Origin of the sequence: Altererythrobacter litoralis, assembly GCF_036324225.1 — a bacterium.
In the GTDB taxonomy this organism is placed as follows: domain Bacteria; phylum Pseudomonadota; class Alphaproteobacteria; order Sphingomonadales; family Sphingomonadaceae; genus Erythrobacter; species Erythrobacter litoralis_A.
The window spans coordinates 55,167-72,168 of record NZ_JAZDQV010000004.1 but is presented as its reverse complement, the minus strand read 5'-3'; the positions used below and the strand labels follow the sequence as shown (position 1 = coordinate 72,168).

17 protein-coding genes are annotated in these 17,002 nt (G+C 64.7%); 11 read left to right on the top strand and 6 right to left on the bottom strand.

Features of this window, described 5'->3' with window-relative positions:
• Nucleotides 1-32 precede the first annotated feature (32 nt).
• Both VRS74_RS05350 and VRS74_RS05345 read left to right on the top strand, forming a co-directional pair.
• Nucleotides 33-1,184, top strand: a complete 1,152-nt coding sequence (locus VRS74_RS05350; protein WP_354144217.1) for an alpha/beta hydrolase family protein — start codon at nt 33-35, stop codon at nt 1,182-1,184.
• The gene (locus tag VRS74_RS05345) at nt 1,160-1,744 is read left to right on the top strand and encodes a hypothetical protein (protein WP_354144216.1); all 585 of its coding nucleotides are present in this window, start codon (nt 1,160-1,162) and stop codon (nt 1,742-1,744) included. The genes VRS74_RS05350 and VRS74_RS05345 overlap by 25 nt, the downstream gene beginning before the upstream one ends.
• Here VRS74_RS05345 and VRS74_RS05340 read toward each other — a convergent pair.
• Nucleotides 1,716-3,755: a protein-disulfide reductase DsbD family protein gene (locus VRS74_RS05340; RefSeq protein ID WP_354144215.1), complete on the bottom strand. Its 2,040-nt coding sequence runs from the start codon at nt 3,753-3,755 to the stop codon at nt 1,716-1,718. The genes VRS74_RS05345 and VRS74_RS05340 overlap by 29 nt on opposite strands.
• A gap of 28 nt (nt 3,756-3,783) precedes the next feature.
• On the opposite strand from VRS74_RS05340, the gene VRS74_RS05335 reads away from it, so the two are divergent.
• Nucleotides 3,784-4,998 (top strand): UbiH/UbiF/VisC/COQ6 family ubiquinone biosynthesis hydroxylase, encoded by a 1,215-nt coding sequence (locus VRS74_RS05335; protein ID WP_354144214.1) that lies wholly within the window; start codon nt 3,784-3,786, stop codon nt 4,996-4,998.
• Between the two features lie 8 nt (nt 4,999-5,006).
• Here the strand turns inward: VRS74_RS05335 and VRS74_RS05330 are convergent, their stop codons facing one another.
• The 3 genes from VRS74_RS05330 to hemC form a co-directional block, all read right to left on the bottom strand.
• A complete protein-coding gene (locus VRS74_RS05330; protein ID WP_354144213.1) occupies nt 5,007-5,891 on the bottom strand; it encodes a hypothetical protein in 885 nt (294 codons plus the stop codon).
• 107 nt (nt 5,892-5,998) lie between these two features.
• Nucleotides 5,999-6,673, bottom strand: coding sequence for a uroporphyrinogen-III synthase (locus VRS74_RS05325; protein ID WP_354144212.1), 675 nt, complete (start codon nt 6,671-6,673; stop codon nt 5,999-6,001).
• A complete protein-coding gene (gene hemC, locus VRS74_RS05320; RefSeq protein ID WP_354144211.1) occupies nt 6,673-7,632 on the bottom strand; it encodes a hydroxymethylbilane synthase in 960 nt (319 codons plus the stop codon). Before hemC ends, VRS74_RS05325 begins: the two co-directional genes overlap by 1 nt.
• A 44-nt stretch (nt 7,633-7,676) precedes the next feature.
• Here hemC and tsaD point away from each other — a divergent pair, with 44 nt between their 5' ends.
• From tsaD to VRS74_RS05280, 8 genes are all read left to right on the top strand, one after another.
• Nucleotides 7,677-8,723 carry a tRNA (adenosine(37)-N6)-threonylcarbamoyltransferase complex transferase subunit TsaD gene (tsaD, locus tag VRS74_RS05315; protein WP_354144210.1) on the top strand — a complete coding sequence of 349 codons (1,047 nt, stop codon included), beginning with the start codon at nt 7,677-7,679 and terminating at the stop codon, nt 8,721-8,723.
• On the top strand, nt 8,720-9,721 hold the full coding sequence (locus VRS74_RS05310) for an NAD(P)H-dependent glycerol-3-phosphate dehydrogenase (RefSeq protein WP_354144209.1): 1,002 nt from the start codon (nt 8,720-8,722) through the stop codon (nt 9,719-9,721). Before tsaD ends, VRS74_RS05310 begins: the two co-directional genes overlap by 4 nt.
• Nucleotides 9,718-11,235, top strand: a complete 1,518-nt coding sequence (locus tag VRS74_RS05305) for a lipopolysaccharide biosynthesis protein (protein ID WP_354144208.1) — start codon at nt 9,718-9,720, stop codon at nt 11,233-11,235. The genes VRS74_RS05310 and VRS74_RS05305 overlap by 4 nt, the downstream gene beginning before the upstream one ends.
• 75 nt (nt 11,236-11,310) lie before the next feature.
• Nucleotides 11,311-11,787: a helix-hairpin-helix domain-containing protein gene (locus VRS74_RS05300; RefSeq protein ID WP_354144207.1), complete on the top strand. Its 477-nt coding sequence runs from the start codon at nt 11,311-11,313 to the stop codon at nt 11,785-11,787.
• A gap of 72 nt (nt 11,788-11,859) precedes the next feature.
• Nucleotides 11,860-12,219, top strand: coding sequence for a response regulator (locus tag VRS74_RS05295; RefSeq protein ID WP_354144206.1), 360 nt, complete (start codon nt 11,860-11,862; stop codon nt 12,217-12,219).
• Between the two features lie 139 nt (nt 12,220-12,358).
• Nucleotides 12,359-13,534 (top strand): acyl-CoA dehydrogenase, encoded by a 1,176-nt coding sequence (locus VRS74_RS05290; RefSeq protein ID WP_354144389.1) that lies wholly within the window; start codon nt 12,359-12,361, stop codon nt 13,532-13,534.
• Between the two features lie 173 nt (nt 13,535-13,707).
• On the top strand, nt 13,708-14,340 hold the full coding sequence (gene maiA / locus VRS74_RS05285; protein WP_354144205.1) for a maleylacetoacetate isomerase: 633 nt from the start codon (nt 13,708-13,710) through the stop codon (nt 14,338-14,340).
• A gap of 21 nt (nt 14,341-14,361) precedes the next feature.
• Complete coding sequence (locus VRS74_RS05280; protein WP_354144204.1) at nt 14,362-15,372, top strand: fumarylacetoacetate hydrolase family protein; 1,011 nt, start codon at nt 14,362-14,364, stop codon at nt 15,370-15,372.
• 4 nt (nt 15,373-15,376) lie between these two features.
• On the opposite strand, the gene VRS74_RS05275 is transcribed toward VRS74_RS05280, so the two are convergent.
• Together VRS74_RS05275 and VRS74_RS05270 are read right to left on the bottom strand one after the other, a co-directional pair.
• Nucleotides 15,377-15,880: a prolyl-tRNA synthetase associated domain-containing protein gene (locus VRS74_RS05275; RefSeq protein ID WP_354144203.1), complete on the bottom strand. Its 504-nt coding sequence runs from the start codon at nt 15,878-15,880 to the stop codon at nt 15,377-15,379.
• An 8-nt stretch (nt 15,881-15,888) separates the two neighbouring features.
• The gene (locus VRS74_RS05270) at nt 15,889-17,001 is read right to left on the bottom strand and encodes an S-(hydroxymethyl)glutathione dehydrogenase/class III alcohol dehydrogenase (protein WP_354144202.1); all 1,113 of its coding nucleotides are present in this window, start codon (nt 16,999-17,001) and stop codon (nt 15,889-15,891) included.
• Between the last annotated feature and the right edge of the window lies 1 nt (nt 17,002).

The window sequence follows — 17,002 nt, the reverse complement described above, 5'->3', positions numbered from 1 at the left end:
TCTAACCCCGTGTCAACGGGAGGATGCCTGACATGATGCCAATTCGCCAGCCTTATGGTGTGGTCTACAAGGAAGAAAGCGGCTTCAAGGACGTCTATGGCGGCACTTCCGGCATGGTTTTCGTCGAATGCATGCGGATTGCCGCAAGCGAAGAGCCCGCCAAAAGAGCCATCGTGTTCAGCCATCCGATCGGCGGCGGATCCTTCCTGCCGCTGGTGAGTGCGCTGGCCCGCGCCGGTCAGGACGTGATCTATGTGAACACGCGCTATCGGGGGAACGACAGCGCGCTGATCATGGAGAAATGCATTTCCGACCTCGGGGCGGCGATCAGGAATGCCAAGGCGCGCTTCGGCTATGAGAAGATCGTGCTGGGCGGCTGGTCGGGCGGCGGGTCGCTCTCGCTATTCTACCAGGACCAGGCAGAGAACCCCACGATCACCCACACACCGGCGGGCGATCCCTATGACATTGCCGCGCTCAAACTGCCGCCGGTCGACGGCATCATGCTGCTCGCGGCGCATATCAGCCGCGCGATCACGCTCACCGAATGGATCGACCCGTCGATCGCCGATGAAGCGCGCCCGTTCGAGCGCGACCCCGAACTCAATATCTACGATCCCGCCAATCCGAACCGGCCGCCCTATAGGGAGGAATTCGTCGCCCGGTTCCGCGCGGCGCAGGTGGCACGCAACCGCCGCATCACCGACTGGGTGAAGGGACAGCTTGAGGAGCTGAAGGCGTCGGACCAGCCCAATGCCGAACGCGGCTTCGTGGTCCACGGAACCATGGCCGATGTGCGCTGGACCGACCCCACGCAGGACGCCTCCGACCGGCGCCCGCATGAATGCTATCTCGGCGATCCCAAGGTCGCGAATGACGGGCCGGTCGCGCTGGCGCGTTTCTGCACGCTCAGGAGCTGGCTCTCGCAATGGGGACATGACACGACCAATGCCGACGGGCTTGGCAATGCATCACGGATTTCCTGCCCGGTGCTGGTGATCAACAACACCGCCGATCTTGCCTGCACGCCCAGCCATGCGCAGCGCCTGTTCGATGCGGTCGGGCACGCAGACAAGGAATATCACGATATCGTGGGTGCGGATCACTATTACATCGAACGGCCCGACCTCTTGCCGCAAGCGGTCGAAATCTGTTCCGAATGGCTTTCGCGAAAGTTCGATTGATGCGCCAGTTCCTGATGCTCTTGCCTGTGCTGGCGCTCGCCGGATGCAAGCCGCCGCCGACCGATGCGGATATCGCCGCGAGCGAAGCCGCTGCACCTGTGAGCCCGTCCGAACCGATCGATTCGCCCGATACCGAGGGCGCGATCTGGGCAGACAGCCAGGAAGCAGGCCGTATCCTCTATGGCATCCCCGGCGAGCCGCCGCTGATGGCGCTGGCATGCGGTGAAGCCAACGGGCAGCCGAGCATTCGGCTGACCCGCTACGCGCTCGCCGACAGGGGCGCGCAAGCCTTCGCCGCGCTGATCGGCAACGGCCATATCTCGCGGATACCGGTCGATGCCACCGAAGTTGAAGGTGCCTCGATCTGGCAAGGTGACATCCCCGCCTCCGACCCGAAGCTCGAAGTGCTTACCGGGTCGCGCGAAGTGGGGGTGACGATCCCGGGCGCAGGCAGGCTGGTGCTCAACCGCAGTTCACGTCCGGGCGAGTTGATCGAGGCTTGCCGCGCTGCAGCCGAACCCGACGCTGAAGCTAGCGAGGACGCTGCGCCCGCTCAATGAGCATGTCCGCAGTGAGCACCTGCGGCAGCTGCTCGGCCTCGGCGCCGGGCTCGTACCACAGATAAAGCGGCACACCGGCGGCGCCTTGCTCGGTCAGGAAAGCGCTGATTTCGGCATCCCTGCGGGTCCAGTCGCCCACCATCGGGATCACGCCCGCCTTCTCGAATGCGGCTTTGGTGGCTTCGCGCTCGATCGCAACGCCTTCATTGACCTTGCAGGTCACGCACCAGTCGGCCGTGAACCACACGAACACCGGCTTGCCGCTGGCGCGCGCTTCGGCGAGAGCAGCGGTGCTGAACTCGCGCGGGGCAAGGATCGATTGCGCGGTGCCCGATTGCTGTTCTGCATAGCTTGACGGCAGAGCAAACGCGCCGAAGATCAGGAAGGGCGCAGCGATCAGCCCGAAGGCGGGCCAGGCCATCTTGCCGCGCTTCTGCAGCCGCCCCGTCACCATCAGCGCCATGATTACGCCGGCGGTCATCACCAGCGCGAACATGGCAAAGCCTTGCCCGCCGAGACGCGCGGTGAGCCATACCAGCGCCAGCGCGGTAAGCCCCATCGGGAACGCCATCGCCTTGCGGAAGCGGTCCATCCATGGGCCGGGCCGTGGCAGCATGCCCCGCAGCGCGGGCACGAAGCCGATCAGGAGGAAGGGCAGCGCCAGCCCCAGCCCCAGCGCGGCGAACAGCAGCAGCGCTTGCACGGGCGGCAGCAGCAGCGCCGCCCCCAGCGCCACAGCCATGAACGGGCCCGTGCAAGGCGTGGCGACGAAAGCCGCAAGCAGGCCGGTGGCAAAGGCGCTGGCAGGTTCCCCGCTGCGGGTGAACGAGAGCGAAGGCAGTTCGAAAAGCCCCGCGAAATTGGCAGTGATTGCAGCAGCCAGCACCAGCAGGAACACCACGACCCCCGGCTCCTGCAGCTGGAAGGCCCAGCCGACTTGTGCGCCCGCAGCGCGCAACGCCAGCATGGTCGCGCCCAGGGCCACGCAGGCGAGCACGACACCGCAGGTATAGGCAATGCCCTCGCTCCGGGCCTGCGCCTGGCTTTCGCCCGCGCGCGCAAGGCTGAGCGCCTTGATGCTGAGGATTGGGAAAACGCATGGCATCACGTTGAGCAGCAACCCGCCCAGCAACGCGCCGATCAGCAGCACCCACACTGGCGGTGTGGCGTCGTCCGGCCCTGCTACCAGCGCGCCGCCGCTGGGCACTTCGCCCAGCACCGCCTCGAAACGAATGCCATTGCCACCGCCGAGCGCAAGGATGCCCTCGATCGATTCAGGCTGTGCCCCGCCCTTGAGCGGGATTTCAGCCACCAGAATGTCGCCATTGCGGCGGAACACCTGTGCGGCGGCATAATCGACCAGCCGCTCGGTGCGCATGAAAACATGCGGCGCATCAAGCTTCATCGCTGCGGGAATGGGAATGGCCAGCCGCAGCAAATTTCCTGCGATTTCGAACTGGCCCTTGCGATCAAGCGGCGGAGCAATCGCCGCGCGCCAGAGCGGAAAGCGCCCGTCCGCAATAAAGGCCTTGGGATCGGACTGCACAAGCGCGGTCATCCGCGCCTGTTCGGGAACGCAGATCGCATCGGTGCAGGCGAGCCATTGTCCCTCGACCGCGATCGGAACGGGGCCTGACGCAACGAAGCCTTCGGGCACCGACAAAGGCACAAGGACCGAATATGCGCCCTTGTAGACATGGTTCATCAGCCCACTGATGCGCAGAGTCTGCGGCACGGGATAAAGCGGCTCTCCAGCCTGCCAGCCTTCGGGCAATTCCCAACTGAGCTGCATGCCCAGCCCCGCATCGCCCGGATTGGACCAATAGCCGTGCCATTCGTCCGACACCGGCTCGAAATGGATCGCGAGCGTCAAAGTTTCGCCCGCTCGCTCGGGTTCTTCGGCATGCAGGCTGGCGACCAGATTGTTGTCCTGCGCACGCAGCGGCATCGCTAGCGCGACGATCAGCAGCAGGATGAAAGCCTTGAATATGCGTAACGTGCTTGCGCGCATGGTGGCGCTCGCTCTAGGGCTCTTCTCCATGAGCGACAAGCGTGACCTTTTGATCATCGGCGGCGGGCTGGTCGGCATGACGCTGGCCCTGGCCGCCGCGCGCCGTGGATTCTCGAGCCATGTGGTCGACAGCGCCGACCCTGCGGAACTCACCGCCCAGGGGTTCGACGGGCGCGCCTCGGCCATCTCCACCGCCAGCTGGAACCTGTTCACCAATATCGGCATCGCCGATGCGCTGGAGCCCTATGGCTGCCCGATCGATTCGATCGCGGTAAGCGACCAGCTCAAGCCCGGCCGGATCGACTTCACGCCCGCACCGCATGACGGGACGCTGGGGCGGATGTTCGCCAACCGCCAGCTGCGGCTCGCTTTGTTCGAAGCCGCCGCCGACGAGCCGCTGATCGGCTGGCATGCGCCCGCCAATGTCGTGTCGCGCGAACGCGGCGAATTCGGCGTTTCCGCCACGCTGGCCGACGGCACAGTGCTCGAAGCCGCCTTGATGGTGGGTGCCGAGGGTCGCCGCTCGCCCACGCGCGAGGAAGAAGGGCTCAAGATGGCAAAGTGGGACTATCACCACCGCGCTATCATCGTCGGGCTCACGCACTGCAAGCCGCATGACAATGTGGCGTGGGAAATCTTCTATCCCGACGGTCCGTTTGCGCTGCTGCCGATGCTCGACGATCCCGACGGAACTCACCGCAGCGCGTTGGTTTGGACCGTATCCGAGAAGGATGCCGCCGGCGTGCTCAAGCTGTCGGACCGGGCATTCCTCGCCGAAGTGATCAAGCGCATGGGCGACCTGCTGGGTGATTTGACGCTGAGCAGCCCGCGCTCATCCTATCCGCTGAGCCTGCAGCACACCGTCCGGATCACCGGCGAGCGGCTGGTGCTGGTGGGCGATTCCGCGCACGGCATGCACCCGATTGCGGGCCAGGGGCTCAACCTCGGGCTGCGCGATGTCGGCGCGTTGGTCGAAGTGATGGAGGAAGCGCGCCGCCTGGGCCTCGATATCGGCGATGCGCAGGCGCTTAAGCGCTACGAAAACTGGCGCGCGCTCGATTCGCTGATGGTGATGAGCGCAACCGACGGGCTCACGCGGCTGTTCGGGCTGAAAGGCAAGGCGGCATCGGCCGTGCGCCGCCTCGGCATGGCCGGGGTCCAGCGCATGCCCGTGCTGAAGCAGTGGTTCATGGACGAGGCGCGCGGCGTATCGGGCGACGCGCCGCAATTGCTGCGCGCCTGAGCCAAGCGTCAGTTGCCCGGCGAATCGACCGGGCTGCGCTGTTCCACCGGATTGCCTGCACCGTCGCGCAAGCGGCCCGGATCGAGCACTGCGGCGGTTTCGATCGTCTCGAGCGCATCCATCGCTGCGGAATAGCGCTGCGCATCGGCGATCCAGGCCTCCGCCTTGTCAGCCCCCGGCAGGTTCTGCACTTCGGCGATCGCGGCATCGACCCGCCCGCTTTCGAGGAACTGGCGCGCGCGCTCAAGCCGCCGTTCGGGCTGCGGCGAAGGCGTACTCTCGCGCCGAACGATGAAGAGCTGGCCCAGTTCGCGGCGCAAATCGCTCCATGAATGGATGCCTGCATTCTCGCGCAGTTTGGGCGCCAAGCCATCAAGCCGGGCAAGCAGCACATCGAGCGTGATCGGATCGCGCGAGAAAGTGATGATGGTCCGAACAGCGTTGGGCCAGCTGTCGCCGAAGCGCAGCCGCAACTGATCAGCGAGATAGCCCAGCTCCGCTCCGCGTTCGACCGCGCGGCGGGTGGCAAAGGCAATCAGCAGCCCTTCGGCGCGCGCGGCATTGCCCGCAGCGGCCTGGGCCTGGAGGTCGAGCCGAGCCAGCCGCTGTTCTGCGGCGGCCAGCCGCTGGTCGAGCCCGCCTTGCTGCTCCGCCACGCGTTCCACCGCTTGCGCAGCACCAGCGGCTGCGACGCTGGCGGCAGCGGCTTCGCTGGCGATGGCGGTGGGGGTCGGTTCGGGCACGCCGGAACCGGTATCGCTCGCGGGAAGGTCAGCATCGGCACCGGTTTCCGGCGCAGCCAGTTCGGTTGGCGTTTGCTCTTTGCCGTCAGGCCAGAAGTAATAGGCGACCAGCGCCGCGCCGAGCAGGAACGATGCCACGGCTGCAAACATTATGGGCCGCATCGAGGGCCCTTTGCGGCGACTGCCAAACCTTGATTCCATACCCGTCCGTTCCGCGACCTAGTGGCGGCACCCCACCCTTTATGTTTTGTTCCGCCTCATTGGCACATGTCCTGCGCCAAGGCCAGTAACTCGGCATCGGATGGGTTCGCAGCCGCGCGAACGTCGCGCCAGCCGCTTCCCACCATGCCCAGCACTCGCGGACCGATCGCCGCCAGCGCAATCCTCTCACGTTCCAAACCCAGCCTGTCGCATTCGGAAGCGAAATGAGCAGCCGCCCCCGCCGAATGCAACAAGACGACCGCGCCATTGACCAGCCTCGAAGCAAATTCTTCTGTAATATAGCTATCTTGTACCCGATATACGACACGGGTTATCAAATTCACATCATCAGGCAATTCGATTGGCACATGATCTTCGCCAGCCAGGCGCAGCAAGTTTCGATAGGTCGCCGCAAGCGAGTCAATGAGCGACTGCAGCCCGCCTGTACCGGTCTTGGCAACCGAGAATCCCGCATCTTTGGCGGCATTGGCGGTGGCCTCGCCCACGGCCAGCACTGGCAGGTGCAGCAGCGATTCCAGCTTTTCGCCGCCGAAGCGTATGGCATTCGCGCTTCCGACCAGCAGGGCATCGACCGATTTGAGATCAGGCAAGGTCCAGCCCGACGGCCCAACCGCTGAGAGGGGATATCCGGCAATCGGAAGGCCGCGCGCGGCGCCAGCGGCGATGGTCGAGGAAAGCCCCGGCTCGGGCCGGATGGCAAACACCTGCATCAAGTGCCGTGATGCCCGAAATGCGGTGCCATATTCGAGCTCAGGCGCGCCAGGAGGCCTGCGCCCATCGCGGCTACCCAGTCCCATTCGCCCGCTGGACCACTCGCACTTTCCTCGATTCGTTCCGCACCATCGGGACTGAACAGCGCGCAGCGCAACGTCAGCTGTGCGCCGTCTGTGCCCGACAACATGGCGATTGGGCTATGGCAATTGCCGCCCAAGGCCTTGAGCAGGGCGCGCTCGGCCATCACCGCTTGGCGGCTGGGCGCGTGATCGATCGCGGCGAGGAACGCGCGTGCGGCGCTGTCGTCCGCGCGGCACTCGATCCCGATTGCGCCCTGCGCCGGGGCCGGAAGCCATTGCTCAGGATCGAGCCGCGCACCTACGCCATCTTCCCCCAGCCGATCCAGCCCGGCGGAAGCCAGTAAGGTGCAATCGGCCTCGCCATCTGAGAGCTTGCCAAGCCGGGTCGCGACATTGCCGCGAAAGGTCACGACCTTGCAGTCCGGCCGCGCATGGAGCAACTGCGCGGCGCGGCGCGGCGCGCTGGTCCCTACCGTCGCCCCGTGCGGGATTTCTTCGATGCTCGCTGCCCCGACCAGCCGGTCCGCCGTGTCAGCGCGCGGCAATACCGCTGCAATCGCAAGCATGGGTGGGCGCAGCGTCTCGACATCCTTCATCGAATGGACAGCCGCATCGATCCGGCCTTCATCCAGCCATTGGTCGAGTTCCTTGGTCCACAGCGCCTTTCCGCCGATTTCGGCGAGCGGCCTGTCGAGCACCTTGTCGCCGCTGGCGACCACCGGGACCAGTTCGACCGCCGCCTCATTCCATCCATGCGCCGCGCACAGTCGAACGCGGGTCTCGTAGGCCTGCGCCATCGCCAATGGGGAATTGCGTGTACCGAGCCGCAGAATCGGCACGCCGGGCGAATGGGTTGCATGCAAAGTGTCAGTCATGGCGGTGCTTGCTCTAACCCCGCAAACCTCTAAGGGAAAGCGGCATGAGCACAAAGCCCCGTATCGTCTTGGGCATAGAATCCAGCTGCGATGAAACCGCCGTGGCATTGGTCGCGAGCGACCGAACGATCCGTGCGCAACGGATCGCATCGCAGCATGCCGAACACGCGCCCTATGGCGGCGTAGTGCCGGAAATCGCTGCGCGTGCGCATGCCGAGCGGCTGGCCCCGATGCTCGAAGCGGTGATGGATGAAGCGGGCGTCTCTTTGGCCGATTGCGACGTGATTGCCGCCACTGCCGGCCCCGGCCTGATCGGCGGGGTAATGGTGGGCCTGGTTACCGCCAAAGCGCTGGCGATGGCATCCGACACGCCGCTCATGGCGATCAACCATCTGGAAGGACACGCGCTGAGCCCGCGCCTCGCCGATCCTGAACTCGAATTCCCCTATTTGCTCCTGCTGGTGTCGGGCGGGCATTGCCAGATCCTGCTGGTAGAAGGCGTGGGGCGCTATCGCCGCCTTGCCACGACGATCGACGATGCCCTGGGCGAAGCCTTCGACAAGACCGCGAAAATACTGGGGCTCGGCTATCCCGGCGGCCCCGCGGTCGAGAAGCTGGCGCAATCGGGCGATCCGCGCGCGGTGCCGCTGCCGCGCCCGCTGGCCGGATCGAGCGAACCGCATTTCTCCTTCGCGGGCCTGAAGAGCGCGGTGCTGCGCGCCAAGGAAAGCGGGGCGCATGGCGATGCCGATATCGCCGCGAGTTTCCAGCAAGCGGCAGTGGATTGCCTCACAGATCGCCTGTCCCATGCGCTCAAACGGATCGGGTCGGTCCCGAATTTGGTGGTGGCAGGCGGCGTCGCGGCCAACCGCACGATCCGCACCGCGCTGGAACGGCTTGCGTCGGACCACGCGATGGGCTTCACCGCTCCGCCAATGGCACTGTGTACCGATAATGCCGCGATGATCGCCTGGGCAGGCTGCGAACGCCTGCGACTGGGCCAATTCGACCCGCTCGACGTGTCTGCGCGCCCGCGCTGGCCGCTCGATCCGGATGCTGCACCGGTGCGCGGCGCAGGGGTGAAGGCATGAGCGCGCATCGCCCGGTCGGCGTGCTGGGTGCAGGTGCCTGGGGCACTGCGCTGGCGCAGATGCTCAGCAGCGACGGGCGCGATGTGCTCCTGTGGGCGCTCGAGCCCGAGGTTGCGGACGAGATCAACTTCAGCCATCGCAATACGCCTTATTTGCCTTCGGCGCGCCTCAACCCGACGATCCGCGCGACCGGCGATCTTGCCGAATTCGCCGATATGGAGATCGTCCTCGCCGTCACGCCCGCGCAGCACCTCGACGGCGTGCTGGCGAAGATGGGCGGCGCCCCGCGCGACCTCGTCCTGTGCAGCAAGGGGATCGAGGCAGGCACCGGTCGCTTGATGAACGATGTGGCAAAGGAAGCCCTGCCCGATAGCGAGGTTGCCGTTCTTTCCGGCCCGACATTCGCGCATGAAGTCGCCGCCGGCCTGCCCACTGCCGTGACGCTCGCATGCAGCGGCGGACGCGCGCAATGGGACAGGCTGGCTCCCGCAATCGCCCGGCCCGCCTTCCGCCCCTATTTCTCCGAAGACGTGACCGGGGCCGAGATCGGCGGATCGATCAAGAATGTGCTCGCGATCGCTTGCGGCGTGGTGGAAGGGCTCAGGCTCGGCCAGAACGCGCGCGCCGCGCTGATCGCGCGCGGCTATGCCGAAATGCTGCGCTTTGGCGAAGCCATGGGGGCAGAGCCCGAGACGCTCGCCGGTCTGTGCGGGTTGGGCGACCTCGTTTTGACTTGCAGCTCGACTTCGAGCCGTAACTTCTCGCTCGGCAAGGCGCTGGGTGAAGGCGGCGACGCTGCGGCCTTGATGGCCGACCGGCGCACAGTGGCGGAAGGGGCGCATACCGCGCCGGTGCTGCACGAGCTCGCCGAAAAGCGCGGCATCGCCATGCCGATAGTCAGTGCGGTCAACATGCTGCTGGGCGGTGCTGCCCCCGCGCAAGTGGTCGAAAAGCTGCTCGCCCGCCCGCTGACCGCCGAGCGGGACGAATCTGCGTGAGCGCTCCCGCAACTCCCGAAAAGCCGGCGCAAGGCGACCAGGGCGATATCGCTGCCCTCGCCAAGGGCGGCCGCACCAATTTCTTCGGCTTCCTGCTGCGGCTTGCCGCGCGCCTGCCGTTCCTGTTCATCGCCGGGCGGCTGTACGGCGCCGACGCGCTCGGCCGCTTTGCCAGCGCGCTGGTGGTGATAGAACTGATCGCGCTGATCTGCTCGATGGGCGAGAAGCGCGGGCTGGCGCAGCGGCTCACCGACGGGGAAGACGAGCCGGTCAACCTGGTGCTCGACGGGATGCTGCTGGCGCTGATGCTGTCGACCGTGGCGGCGGTTGTGCTGTGGTTCTTCCCGGCACCGATGTTCCCTTCGGGCAATTACACCGAACTCGACAAGCTGCTGGTGATCGCCATCCCAGCCTATGCGTTGACCGAGATCCTGCTGGCGGCGCAAGCCTATCGCTTCGATATCGCCACCACTGTGCGCGCCCGCGCGGTGATCGAGCCGTGGACAATCTCGATCATGGCCGGGGTGTTCTTCTACACCGCCTGGTCCGACAGCGGGCTGGCGCTGGCCTATATCGCCTCGATCTTCGCCGGGCTTGTGGCTGCGGCATGGCCCTTCTTCCGAACTTACGGACTGCCCAAGGGCTGGCGGCCGAACCCGGCCAAAATGGCACGGCTTAGCGCGCGCGCTTTCCCGCTGGCGGTGGCCGATGCGGTCGAATGGGGCACGCGGCGGCTCGACATCTTCATCCTCGGCTTCTTCGCCGCGCCGGTCGCCGTGGGCATCTATTACGTCGCGCAGCAGGTCGCGAGCCTGCCGCAGAAGCTCAAGACCAGCTTCGAGCCGATCCTGGGCCCAGTGATCACGCGCAACCTCAAAGAAAAGAACTACAGCGCGATCGCCGCGCAGGTGCGACAGGTCGGCTTCTGGATCATCGCCGCGCAGGCCGGGATCGCGCTGGCGCTGGGCATCCCTGGCGAAGCGGTGATGGGCCTCGTCGGCCCCAATTTCGTCGGCGGCACCGGCGCGCTTGCCTTCCTGCTGCTGGCCGAAGTGGTCGCCGCGACCGCAGTCGTGTCCGAAGCCGCACTGGTTTACGTCGCGCGCAAGCGCAACCTCGCGATCTCGCTCGGCACGATCGCCCTGCAAGCCACGCTGACGGTGGGCGCCATGCTGCTGGTCGAACGGCTGGGTTATGGCGAGCCGTTCAAGGCGGCAGGCGCGGCGATCGCACTGATGCTCGCGCTCGGCAGCGCCAGCCTCATCAAGGCATGGCTGCTCGCACGCATCCTGGGCTATCCCGTGGGCAATTGGCGCTGGCCGCTGGTATGGGCGGTCGCGCCGGCAGTGCTGGTCGGCTACCTCGCCACGCTCATGCCCGAATGGGCCGAACTGATCTTCGGCATTCCGCTGATCCTGTGCACCTATGGCTGGGTGATCTGGCGCCGCGGCTTCGGCCCAGAGGACCGTGTGCTGTTCCGCCACAATATCGGCGGCGACAAGCCGGAGAGTTGACCCGGTTGCAGCTTGGCTTCCCTGCGAGCTGGCTGCTATGGGCCGCTCGCCTCAATTCGAACGAGTGGAACGCGCATGGCTGAAACGATCCAAACCTATTGGCCCTATTTGCTTGCCGGCTTTTTCGTCGTGCTGGCGGTGGGCTGGTTCCTGTTTGTTGCGAACCGCAAGACTTCGGTCATCACCGACCGGCGCGACGTGCTCGACGAAGGCGCCGCTCCGGCGCAGCGCAACCAGGCCTTGATCGACGCGCCCCGCAGCGCAGCCGGTCCGGCGACCGCCGAACTGCTGAAATCGCAGCCAGTGGCAGCGGGCGACGACCTCACAAAGATCAAGGGACTCGGGCCGAAAATCGCGACCATGCTGAACGAAATGGGCGTGACCCGATTCGCCGATATTGCCCGCTGGGACGATGCGGAGATCGACAAAATCGATGCGCAAATGGGCAAATTCCAGGGCCGCATCCGCCGTGACGCCTGGGTCGAGCAAGCCAAGTTGCTGAGTCAAGGCGACGAATCCGGCTTCGTTGCAAAGTTCGGCCAGAACGGCTGATTGTCTGCCGGATTTCGCCGATTCATGTGTTAAGCTCCTTGGCTTGGGAAGGGTCGGGGAAAGGAGCTGCGCATGTCACAGCCGTGCGTCCTTGTGGCTGAAGACGAATGGATCATCGCCGCTGACCTGTGCGAGACCGTCGAAGAGGCCGGCTTTCATGTCGAGGGCCCGCATTGCGATGTTTCCTCGGCCATGCGGGCATTCCAGAAACACAAACCCGATGTTGCCATCCTCGACGTACAGCTGGGCGACAGCACAGTCTATGCGCTGGCGCGGAAACTCGCCGACGAACAGGTGCCGATCATCTTCCATTCGGGCCGCTACACTCGCGACGAAGTGCTAGACAAATTTCCCGGAGCGACCACGCTGGCCAAGCCCTGCCCGCCAGCCCAGATCATCGCTGCGGTGAACCAGGTGCTGCACATCTCCTGACGAATCCCGCCGGGATCTCCGCTGCACGCGCCAATCCCCTTTCGGACTTGGCTCGCCCCCGCTACTGAGCCCTTGCCGCTTTGCCTCAACCCTGCAAAGTGGGACAGCAGACTAGTTACAGGAGATACTTGTGGCGGGCATGGTTCCCTTCAATTGGGAAGATCCTTTCGACCTCGAAAGCCAGTTGACCGAAGACGAACGGATGATCCGCGATGCAGCGCATGGCTTCGCGCAGAGCGAACTCCAGCCGCGCGTGATCAAGGCATTCGCTGAAGAGATCGACGCACCCGAGCTGTTCCCGCTGTTCGGCCAGGCCGGCCTGCTGGGCGCAACCATCCCTGAGGAATATGGCGGCGCTGGCGCCTCTTACGTCGCCTATGGCCTGATCGCGCGCGAGATCGAGCGGGTCGACTCGGGCTATCGCTCGATGGCGTCGGTCCAGTCGAGCCTCGTGATGTTCCCCATCTATGCCTATGGCTCGGAGGAACAGCGCCGCAAATATCTGCCCGGCCTCGCTTCGGGCCAGCTGATCGGCTGTTTCGGCCTGACCGAACCCGATGCAGGTTCGGACCCTGCAGGCATGAAGACCGTGGCCCGCAAGGACGGCGATGGCTACGAGATCAATGGATCAAAGACCTGGATTTCCAACGCCCCCTTCGCCGATGTCTTCGTGGTTTGGGCCAAGAGCGAGGAGCACGGCGGCGGCATTCGCGGCTTCGTGCTCGAAAAGGGCATGAAGGGGCTTTCCGCACCCAAGATCGAAGGCAAGATATCGCTGCGCGCCAGCACCACCGGCATGATCATGATGGACAATGTGAAGGTTGGCGCCGATGCGCTGTTGCCCAATGTCCAGGGGCTGAAAGGGCCGTTCGGTTGCCTCAACCGTGCGCGCTACGGTATCAGCTGGGGCGCGATGGGCGCCGCCGAATTCTGCATGCATGCCGCGCGGCAATACGGCCTCGACCGCAAGCAGTTCGGCCGCCCGCTGGCGGCGACCCAGCTGTTCCAGAAGAAGCTCGCCGACATGCTCACCGACATTGCGCTGGGCTTGCAGGGTTCGCTGCGCGTCGGCAGGCTGATGGACGAAGGCCGCTTTGCGCCCGACATGATCAGCGTGGTCAAGCGCAACAATGTCGGCAAGGCGCTCGAGATCGCCCGCCAGGCGCGCGACATGCATGGCGGCAACGGGATCAGCGAGGAATACCAGGTGATCCGCCACATGGTGAACCTCGAAACGGTCAATACTTACGAGGGCACGCATGACGTCCATGCGCTGATCCTGGGCCGCGGGATAACGGGGATCGCGGCGTTCTGAACTGTGGCACTGGGCAGCAAACCAGCGCTTTCCTACCGGCGGTTTCGCTGGCATGGTTCGGCAGTGCAGGAACAACTCGCGCCCGCTTCAAGATCGCTTCCGATGGCAAGCTTTAAAGAGGCAGGTTTTTTGCTTTTAGACAGTTTCGCATGGCCGCAGCGGAGGGCACGCGCATGAAACTCTACGGATATTACCGCAGCTCGACCAGCTATCGCCTGCGCATCGCGCTTGAGCTGAAAGGCATCGCCTACGAATATATCCCGGTGAACCTGCTCACCTCCGAGCAGAAGGGCGAGGCCTTTACCAGCCGCAACCCTTTCGGAAGCGTGCCGATGCTCGAGGCGGACGGGCGCGACCGGGCGCAATCGATGGCGCAGCTCGAATGGCTCGACGAGGCCCATCCGCATCGCCCCTTGCTGCCTGCGGATATCGAAGACCGCTACACCGCGCGCGAACTCGCCTATGCCATCGCCACGGAAACGCATGCGGTGAACAATCTGCCGGTGCTCAAATATCTGAAGGACCCACTGGGACACTCTCAGGAAGAGATCGACATTTGGTATCGCCACTGGCTGGCGCGCACCTTCGTGCCGCTCGAAGGTCGGCTGGCACAGCTGGGCACCGGCGATTTCCTGTTCGAGCGCCCCGGTTTCTTCGAAGTCGTACTGCTGCCGCAGGTCTATAACGCGCGGCGCTTCGACTTCGATTTCAGCGACAAGCCGCATATCGAGCGCATCGAGCGGGCATGCCTTGCCTTGCCCGAATTCCAGCGCGCGTACCCCGATAACCAGATCGACGCCCCATAATTTTTGGCCCGAGAGGACTTCATGAAACTAGCCACTCTGAATGACGGAACACGTGACGGAAAGCTGGTCGTCGTTTCGAAGGACCTGACGCGCTATTGCGCCGCCGACAATATCGCGCCCACGCTTCAGGCGGCGCTCGACAATTGGGACCGGGTCGCGCCCGAACTCGAAGTGCTGGCCCGCGATGTCGAGCATGAGGTGGTTCCCTGCGAGCGCTTCCACGAGCGCGAAGCGATGTCGCCGCTCCCCCGCGCCTACCAATGGGCCGATGGCAGCGCCTATATCAACCACGTCGAGCTGGTGCGCAAAGCGCGCGATTCCGAAGTGCCCGAAAGCTTCTATCACGATCCGCTGATGTACCAGGGCGGCAGCGACAGCTTCCTCGCCCCGCGCGAGGATATCCCGCTGGGCGATATTGCCTGGGGCTGCGACATGGAGGGCGAAGTCGCCTGCATCACCGATGACGTGCCGATGGGCGTGTCGGCTGAAGAAGCCGCCGGGCACATCAAGCTGTTGATGCTGGTCAACGACGTCTCGCTGCGCGGCCTGATCCCGGGCGAGCTGGCCAAGGGGTTCGGCTTCTTCCAGTCGAAGCCCGCCAGCGCCTTCTCGCCAGTGGCGATCACACCTGACGAGCTGGGCGAGGCATGGGCCGATTGCCTGATCCACTTGCCCCTGATGGTCGATTACAACGGCCAGCCCTTCGGCCGCGCCAATGCCGGGGTCGATGCCACCTTCAACCTTGCGCAGCTGGTCGCGCATGCCGCCAAGACGCGCAATCTCTGCGCAGGCACGATCATCGGCACCGGCACGATCAGCAACAAGCGTGCCGATGGCGGACCGGGCAAGCCGGTGAGCGAAGGCGGGCTGGGCTATAGCTGTATCGCCGAAATCCGCATGATCGAGACGATCTATGACGGTGCGCCCAAGACGCGCTTCATGCATCCAGGCGATACTGTGCGGATCGAGATGCGCGACGACCACAACCATTCGATCTTCGGCGCGATCGAACAGAAGGTGGTGCAGGCCTAGAGCGTTATTCGGGCGGTTTGGTCGGGATCGGCGGCGTCATCGGGCGGTGCCCCCAGAATTCCAGCGCCCGCAGTATATCGCCGCCGCGCAGTCCGATCGTGCCCGTGTTGCGCAGCGGATGGACGTTGACCCGTTCCGCCGCCGCCAACCCCGCGTCGATCACCACGGTCACGCTGCCCGGCGCGGCATTGATCATGGCGAGCGGTGTGACCGAGCCGGGAGCAATGCCGATCAGCCGCTCCATATCCTCGGCCTTGCCGAAACTCACCCGCTTGCAGCCGATCGCTTGCGGCAGGGCCTTCAGGTCCACCCGCGCTTCGGCAGGCACCGTCACCAGCCAGAAGTCGCCACCGACATCCTTCAGGAACAGGTTCTTGGTATGCGCACCCGGAATATCGGCATCGACCAGCCTGCTCTCCTCGACGGTGAACACGGCGATATGCTCATGCCGCTCATATAAAATGCCGAGCGCGACAAGGTCTGCATGGAGCCGCTCTTCGCTCGTCATGGCAGGTATCAGTAGACCACCACGCTACGGATGCTTTCGCCGGCATGCATCAGGTCGAAGCCCTTGTTGATCTCTTCCAGCGTCAGCACGTGAGTGATCATCGGATCGATCTGGATCTTGCCGTCCATATACCAATCGACGATCTTGGGCACATCGGTGCGGCCCTTCGCCCCGCCAAAGGCGGTGCCGCGCCAATTGCGGCCCGTCACCAGCTGGAACGGGCGCGTGCTGATCTCCTTGCCCGCTTCGGCAACGCCGATGATCACACTGGTCCCCCAGCCGCGGTGGCAACATTCGAGCGCGGTGCGCATCACTTCGGTGTTGCCCGTGCAGTCGAAGCTGAAGTCCGCCCCGCCATCGATCATCAGCAGCAGCTTGGCGATGATGTCGTCGCGGCTCATGCCCTTGGTGTTGAGGAATTCCGTCATGCCGAATTTGCGGCCCCATTCCTCACGGTCGGGGTTGATATCGATGCCGATGATCTTGCCTGCCCCCGCCAGCTTGGCACCCTGGATCACGTTGAGACCGATCCCGCCCAGGCCGAACACCACGACATTGTCGCCAACCTGCACCTTGGCCGTGTTGACCACCGCGCCCACGCCGGTGGTGACACCGCAGCCGATATAACAGCTGGTCTGGAACGGCGCGTCCTCGCGGATCTTCGCGACCGCGATTTCCGGCAGCACGGTGAAGTTCGAGAAGGTCGAACAGCCCATGTAATGGAAGATCGTCTCGCCCTTGTAGCTGAAACGGCTCGTGCCGTCGGGCATCAGCCCCTTGCCCTGCGTCGTGCGTATCGCGGTGCACAGATTGGTCTTGCCGCTGAGGCACGATTTACACTGGCGGCATTCGGGCGTGTAGAGCGGGATCACATGATCGTCGGGCTTCACAGAAGTTACACCGGGCCCGACCTCGCGCACGATACCCGCGCCTTCATGGCCAAGAATAGAAGGGAAGATGCCTTCGCTGTCGAACCCGTCGAGCGTATAGGCATCGGTGTGGCAGATGCCGGTCGCCATGATCTCTATCAGGACTTCGTCCTGCTTCGGCCCCTCAAGCTCGACTTCGACGATTTCGAGCGGCTTCTTGGCTTCGAAAGCAACGGCGGCGCGGGTCTTCATA

What these genes read in the sequence shown, in the direction of transcription:
- VRS74_RS05340 (WP_354144215.1), bottom strand. Translation starts at nt 3,755, where the DNA reads ATGCGCGCAAGCACGTTACGCATATTCAAGGCTTTCATCCTGCTGCTG.
- VRS74_RS05330 (WP_354144213.1), bottom strand. Translation starts at nt 5,891, where the DNA reads ATGTTTGCAGCCGTGGCATCGTTCCTGCTCGGCGCGGCGCTGGTCGCC.
- VRS74_RS05290 (WP_354144389.1), top strand. Translation starts at nt 12,359, where the DNA reads ATGGTTCCCTTCAATTGGGAAGATCCTTTCGACCTCGAAAGCCAGTTG.
- VRS74_RS05325 (WP_354144212.1), bottom strand. Translation starts at nt 6,673, where the DNA reads ATGCAGGTGTTTGCCATCCGGCCCGAGCCGGGGCTTTCCTCGACCATC.
- VRS74_RS05350 (WP_354144217.1), top strand. Translation starts at nt 33, where the DNA reads ATGATGCCAATTCGCCAGCCTTATGGTGTGGTCTACAAGGAAGAAAGC.
- hemC (WP_354144211.1), bottom strand. Translation starts at nt 7,632, where the DNA reads ATGACTGACACTTTGCATGCAACCCATTCGCCCGGCGTGCCGATTCTG.
- tsaD (WP_354144210.1), top strand. Translation starts at nt 7,677, where the DNA reads ATGAGCACAAAGCCCCGTATCGTCTTGGGCATAGAATCCAGCTGCGAT.
- VRS74_RS05335 (WP_354144214.1), top strand. Translation starts at nt 3,784, where the DNA reads ATGAGCGACAAGCGTGACCTTTTGATCATCGGCGGCGGGCTGGTCGGC.
- VRS74_RS05270 (WP_354144202.1), bottom strand. Translation starts at nt 17,001, where the DNA reads ATGAAGACCCGCGCCGCCGTTGCTTTCGAAGCCAAGAAGCCGCTCGAA.
- VRS74_RS05345 (WP_354144216.1), top strand. Translation starts at nt 1,160, where the DNA reads ATGGCTTTCGCGAAAGTTCGATTGATGCGCCAGTTCCTGATGCTCTTG.
- maiA (WP_354144205.1), top strand. Translation starts at nt 13,708, where the DNA reads ATGAAACTCTACGGATATTACCGCAGCTCGACCAGCTATCGCCTGCGC.
- VRS74_RS05310 (WP_354144209.1), top strand. Translation starts at nt 8,720, where the DNA reads ATGAGCGCGCATCGCCCGGTCGGCGTGCTGGGTGCAGGTGCCTGGGGC.
- VRS74_RS05300 (WP_354144207.1), top strand. Translation starts at nt 11,311, where the DNA reads ATGGCTGAAACGATCCAAACCTATTGGCCCTATTTGCTTGCCGGCTTT.
- VRS74_RS05295 (WP_354144206.1), top strand. Translation starts at nt 11,860, where the DNA reads ATGTCACAGCCGTGCGTCCTTGTGGCTGAAGACGAATGGATCATCGCC.
- VRS74_RS05275 (WP_354144203.1), bottom strand. Translation starts at nt 15,880, where the DNA reads ATGACGAGCGAAGAGCGGCTCCATGCAGACCTTGTCGCGCTCGGCATT.
- VRS74_RS05280 (WP_354144204.1), top strand. Translation starts at nt 14,362, where the DNA reads ATGAAACTAGCCACTCTGAATGACGGAACACGTGACGGAAAGCTGGTC.